6 protein-coding genes and 2 tRNA genes are annotated in these 5,597 nt (G+C 64.8%); all 8 read right to left on the reverse strand.

Going from position 1 to position 5,597, the window contains the following annotated elements; translation table 11 throughout:
* Positions 1-164 precede the first annotated feature (164 nt).
* The gene (locus tag I73_RS11920) at positions 165-554 is read right to left on the reverse strand and encodes a DUF4124 domain-containing protein (protein WP_159105878.1); all 390 of its coding nucleotides are present in this window, start codon (positions 552-554) and stop codon (positions 165-167) included.
* A 992-nt stretch (positions 555-1,546) separates the two neighbouring features.
* Positions 1,547-1,622: transfer RNA gene (locus I73_RS11925), tRNA-His, on the reverse strand.
* 45 nt (positions 1,623-1,667) lie between these two features.
* Entirely contained in the window at positions 1,668-3,578 is a 1,911-nt protein-coding gene (locus tag I73_RS11930; protein ID WP_022980823.1) for a SurA N-terminal domain-containing protein, read from the reverse strand.
* Between the two features lie 123 nt (positions 3,579-3,701).
* Positions 3,702-3,777, reverse strand: a tRNA-Val gene (locus tag I73_RS11935).
* A gap of 19 nt (positions 3,778-3,796) precedes the next feature.
* Positions 3,797-4,069 carry an HU family DNA-binding protein gene (locus tag I73_RS11940; protein WP_026096633.1) on the reverse strand — a complete coding sequence of 91 codons (273 nt, stop codon included), beginning with the start codon at positions 4,067-4,069 and terminating at the stop codon, positions 3,797-3,799.
* A 176-nt stretch (positions 4,070-4,245) separates the two neighbouring features.
* On the reverse strand, positions 4,246-4,812 hold the full coding sequence (gene pgsA, locus I73_RS11945) for a CDP-diacylglycerol--glycerol-3-phosphate 3-phosphatidyltransferase (protein ID WP_022980825.1): 567 nt from the start codon (positions 4,810-4,812) through the stop codon (positions 4,246-4,248).
* A gap of 50 nt (positions 4,813-4,862) precedes the next feature.
* The gene (locus I73_RS11950) at positions 4,863-5,372 is read right to left on the reverse strand and encodes a hypothetical protein (protein WP_022980826.1); all 510 of its coding nucleotides are present in this window, start codon (positions 5,370-5,372) and stop codon (positions 4,863-4,865) included.
* A partial coding sequence (locus I73_RS30905; protein ID WP_234409486.1) for a helix-hairpin-helix domain-containing protein occupies positions 5,359-5,597 on the reverse strand: 239 nt, incomplete at its 5' end. The genes I73_RS11950 and I73_RS30905, both read right to left, overlap by 14 nt.

Consider the following 5,597-nt stretch of genomic DNA (forward strand, 5'->3'; position numbering starts at 1 on the left):
TCGCGTCGCATGGTTGCGGCAATCTCGCGCCGATCGGCTTTTGTCTCCGATGGGCTAATGAACATGAGGCCAGCGAGGACAATCAGGAACGCGAGCAGGATTAATTTGACTTGATCGCCCTTCCCTCTTGTCTTGTTGGGATTCAAACGCTGCCGCCTTACGCCTTACTCTTGAGACTGAGCGCCAGTGACCACGCCATTGTCGAGATAGACGTATTGAGCGCGAAAGTCCCCGCGGTCATACACCCACTGCTCATGAGCCCCGCCGGCCCCAATCGATCGGTTCACCTTCGTTGGGCGCCCCCAGGACTGCACCACCTCGTCAGCGGTCATGCCGATAGACACCGCCCCGCGGGCGATGGCATCCCGCACCTTTGAATTCCTGTCCTGCCGGGCAATTTCCCGCTGCATGTAGAGCGCGCCGGGTGAGGACAAGTCCGCCTTGCCCGCGCCGGATAGATTGACCGACTCAGCACCTGGACACGGTGCATCTTGGTAAACCGTCCGGCCTTCAGGCGTCTTGCACTTGTTGATCGCCGCGGCCTGTCCGATCAAGCCAGCGAGCACCGCCCCGAATGCAAACCTCAACCCCCTGCGCATCCTGCCCCCACCGTGTCTTAACTGTTACGAGTCTTTTCCAACTGTAGGGGGCACCCGAGGACGTGGCGCGGCGGTCTGTCCGCAGAAGAATGGATGCGCCAACGCCGCCAACGCCGCCAACGCAATTGCTTGCGCGATGACCCGTTCCCCCGGGCATGAGGTAGGCAAGGTGGGCAAGGTAGGCACGCTTTCGCCTGCCTCATACGGGCGCACTCACCCCGTTCTCAGGTCCGAAATGCTCGGCGCGATATTTGGCCCTTGGCACGCCTGTGATGTCAGACCGCCACCCACGGCACCACCTCAGCGTCGCGCACGCAGCACGCGAATTTCTAGGCCCCTTCCTGAGGGTCTGTGGTTGGCAGGCTCGCCAGCTCCAGCACTCGGCGACCCCAGGACAGCCCAATTCGGCGGTTGTCAGCGGGGAGGGCTACTGGACCTCGGCATCGGTCTGAGGTTGCGTCAGCGCGCTGGCGCACTTTTCCCACTTTCTGGTGCGTCACCGACCCATGCGCTGGCGTGCGTCAGCCCTGGACCCCCTAAAGGGGGTCCTAGGGCGGTGACGCAGCGCTGGCGCGCGCTGACGCACGCTGGCGCAAACGCGCTTTTGACAGCGCTTCCAGCACCCCACCGCCCGCAGATCCCTGACCGCATCTCGTACGGTGGTCAGCGGGTTGAAGCACTGTCGGCGACACCACACGCCCCGCCGAACATTTCGGGATTAATTTTTCGCAGGGGGACCCTGACGGAAGCTTTTCAGTCCGCGGGGCGCAATGAGCCCGCCGAAAACCTAGTCCAAAAATTCAAAATCCCACGCTTATCTTTCGCATTGTGAAATGCGATTGCTGCAGGCCCGCCGAAAACGCATGCACTTCTGGCTACATGGTGGCTACATGAAAGCCAGAAAGCAAAAAGCCCGGTCACAGGACCGGGCTAAGTGCTTGATTTGGTGGGGTGGCTGATGGGACTCGAACCCACGACAACCAGAATCACAATCTGGGACTCTACCAACTGAGCTACAGCCACCACCGTAAGCTGTGCATTATAGCCCGAAAATTCGGGCCATGGCAATCAGTTTGATGCCGCGGAGGCCGAAGCGGCCGGCGCGCCAGCCTGTTTGATTTCGACCTTGTGGCGGCGCTTGAGCGCGTCGTAGTAGGCCGCCTCTTCCGCCTGGGTCAGAGCCTGGGCGATGTAGGGCTTGGCGCGCGCCAGATCGGCGTCATCGCCCGCGCGCGGCACCCGCTTGACCACCTTCACCACGGCATAGCCCTGGGCGCCGAGGTCCACACCCACCACCACCGGCCCCTTGGCGAGATCTGCCTTGAGCGTGGCATCGACCACCTGGCGGGGCTGGCCCTGGATCTGGGCCCGCGACAGCACCACCGAAGGCGCCAGGGTGTCGGCCGGGTTCTGCTTCAGGGTCGCCAGACGGGCCTCTCCCTCCTTGCGGGCCGCCGCGGCGGCCTGATCGGCCTTCAGCTGCTCGAGCACCTGCGGCCGCACCTCGGCCAGGTCGCGCACATGGGCGGGGCGATAGCTGACCACGCGGGCCGACACCAACTGGTTGGCGCCGGTCTCCACAGCTTCGGTATTGCGCTTGTTCTGCAGGGCATCGACGCTGAACACAGCGTCCAGCAACTTGGACGAGGCCAGCGGTCCGGTGGCGCCCGGGGCCACCGCCCGCTGCACCACCGCCGTCATCTTGCTGAGCTTGAGCTTGTCGATCACCGGCTGCAGGCTGTCGCTCTGCTCGTAGACGAGGTTGGAGAACTGCTCAGCGGCCTCCGCGTAGCGCTGCTGCGCCAGCTGCTTGGCCACTTCGTCCTGGATCTCCGCGCGCACCGCCTCGAAGGGCTTGCGATCGCCGCCGCGCACGGCGGTCAGCTTGATGATGTGGTAGCCGAAGTCGCTTTCCACCACCCCGCTGATCTCGTTCACCTTCATGCCGAAGGCGGCATCCTCGAAAGGCTTGACCATGGCACCGCGGGCAAAGAAGTCCAGGTCACCGCCCTTGGCCGCCGAGCCCGGGTCCTGGGAATTCTTCTTGGCCACTTCGGCAAAGCTGTCCGGATGGGCCTTGACCTCAGCCAGCAGCGATTCCGCCTTGGCCTTGGCCTTGGCGCGCACATCGGCAGCCGCATCCTTGTCCACGGCAATCAGGATGTGGCTGGCACGGCGCTCCTCCGGCACCGTGTAGCGGCTGATGTTCTGCTCGTAGTACTTCTTCAGGTCGTCATCGGACACCGTGACCTGCTTCTTCAGCGCATCCAGGTCCAGCACCACGTACTCGATGCTGGCCTCGTCCGGCGCACGGAAGAGGTCGGCATGGGCCTTGTAGAAGGCGTCGATGTCAGCATCGCTGGGGTTGACCTTGGCCAGGTAGTCCTTGGCCTCGAAGCGTTGCACCTGCACCTCCCGCTGTTCGAGCAGGGCATTGGCATTGGCGGCCGCCACGGTCTGACCGGACAGCGACGAGCCCGTCACGCCAGCCAGGACCTGACGCAGGCTGTACTCGGTACGCAGCATCTCCTCGAACTGGCCGACGCTCATGCCCTGGGCGGCAAGGTAGTCCTTGTTGACGCTGCCGTCGGGCTTGCGCAGCGCTGCGTAGGCCGGGTCGGTGACAAACAGGCGTTGCAGCCGAAGATCGGGCACCACCAGGTTTTCCTTCTGGGCGGCGTGGCGCAGCACCTGCTCACGCACCAGCGCATCCAGCGTCTGCTGGCGGGCCTCCGGCGTGTCAAAGAGCTTCACGTCCAGCGTGGGCATCTGCTGGCGCATGCGCTCCACCTGCTGGCGATGGGCCGCTTCCAGTTCACTCTGGCGGATCGGCTGCCCGTCCACCGTGGCCACGGTGGCAGCCGCCTGGTCCATGAAATGCGAATAGCCCTGCACGCCGAAAAAGACGAACGAGGGGAAGACCAGCAGCACCAGCACGCCTTGCAGCAAGCGGGTGTGCGAACGGACGAAATCGAACATGAAGCTCCGCCTTGAGAGAAAGCGCCGCAGGCCAGAAACAGCAAAGGCGAACCGGGGTTCGCCTTCAAGGGCCTTCGCGCACGCCGCGCGGCATTCTAGCCAATGACTTGCACGTACCGGCGGTGGTGGGTGCTGAGGGGCTCGAACCCCCGACCTACGCCTTGTAAGGGCGCCGCTCTACCAACTGAGCTAAGCACCCGCCGGACGTCAAAAGATGATCAGTTCAGGGCGTCCTTGAGCCCCTTGCCCGGACGGAACTTGGGCACCTTGGCCGCCTTGATCTTGATGGTGGCGCCGGTGCGCGGGTTGCGCCCGGTGCGCGCCGCTCGCTTGGTCACGGCGAAGGTGCCAAAGCCGACGATCGACACGCTACCGCCCTTCTTCAGGGTGGTCTGCACGCCGCCGATCATGGCCTCCAGCGCCCGCGTGGCGGCAGCTTTGGAAATATCCGCCTGCTGGGCGATGAGGTCGATCAGCTCTGTCTTGTTCACAAACAATACTCCCTCGAGGGCATCGCCGCAGGGCGCCTGAAATGGCGATGCCGGTATCCGGTTGTGGTCCGCCGTGGCGGAAAAATCGATTACATCGGCCGGCCGCCGCGGTGTCAAGCAGGGGCCAGATTCTAGGCCCATAGGATCACAGGACGCCGCAGATGGCGTGCGCGGGATCAACGCGCCTTGGCACGGATCTCGGGCAGGGCCTTGCGCAGGTAGTAGACCATCGACCAGATGGTCAGCACGGCCGCGCCCAGGATGAGCACCGTGCCCCACAAGTGGGTGGACACCACGCCGAAGAGCACGCCATCGAACAACAGAAAGGGGATGGCGATCATCTGCACCGTGGTCTTGAGCTTGCCGATCATGTGCACGGCCACGCTGCGCGAGGCACCGATCTGCGCCATCCACTCGCGCAGCGCCGAGATGGCGATCTCCCGCCCGATGATGACCAGGGCGATCAGTGCATTGACCCGGTCCATCTGCACCAGGATCAGCAAGGATGCGCAGACGAGAAACTTGTCCGCCACCGGATCGAGGAAGGCCCCGAAGGCCGAGCTTTGGTTCAGGCGCCGTGCCAGATAACCATCCAGCCAATCCGTCAGCGCCACCACCACGAACAGCACGGTGGCCACCAGATTGCGGGTGGCCGGGTCCACCGGCAGGTAGAACACCCCCACGATCAGCGGAATGGCCACGATGCGGGCCCAGGTCAGCAGGGTGGGGATGGTGAAGAACATGCGTCGATTCTGCCTGCAATTGCTTGCGTCGCCCTGATACGAAGCGCGGCTCAGTCCTCGTCCAGCGTGCGGGGCTTGAACTGACGGTCGTCGTTGAAGAGAAAGACCTCGGTGAACTTCCAGGGCTTGGGCAGTTGCCGCACCTCGCCATACGGCGCTCCGCGCCGCACCGCGTCAATGGCCAGTTGCACCGTGTCCGTGGCCTGGGAAGGCACGCGCTTGACGATGATGCGCGCGACCTCGCCGTCGGCCTTGAGTTCGATCTCCAGCACAGGAATGGCCAGCAGCGGCTCCTCCACCGGTCCCATGTAGGTCCGGTCGGGATTGGCCGCCACCATGCGCTGTGCCGCCCTCACCTGGTACTCGGCCCAACTGCGGGCCGGCGCCTGCGGAGCGGCCGCGGGGGGACGCGATGACGGCGCACCGCCCGGCGCAGCTGGCTGCTGCGGCTCGGGTGCGCCGCAGGAGGCCAGAAGCAGGACCACGGTGGCCGTCGTCGCCCAGGCCCACGCACGCGGCCGCAGGCGCGCCCCCGGGGTGTTGTGTTCAGTGCAATGCACGGTAGATCTCCTCTGCCAATTCCTTCGAAATGCCTTCCACGGTGGCCAGGTCGTCGGCGCTGGCCGCCGTCACCCCCCGCACGCCGCCAAAGCGCTGCAGCAGCCGGGCGCGCTTCTTCGGCCCCACGCCGGGAATGTCCTCCAGCCGGCTGCCGCCGGTGCGGATGCTGGCCCGCTTGGCCCGCATGCCGGTGATGGCGAAGCGGTGCGCCTCGTCACGGATCT

It is taken from the genome of Ideonella sp. B508-1 (genome assembly GCF_000333615.1).
GTDB lineage: Bacteria > Pseudomonadota > Gammaproteobacteria > Burkholderiales > Burkholderiaceae_C > Ideonella.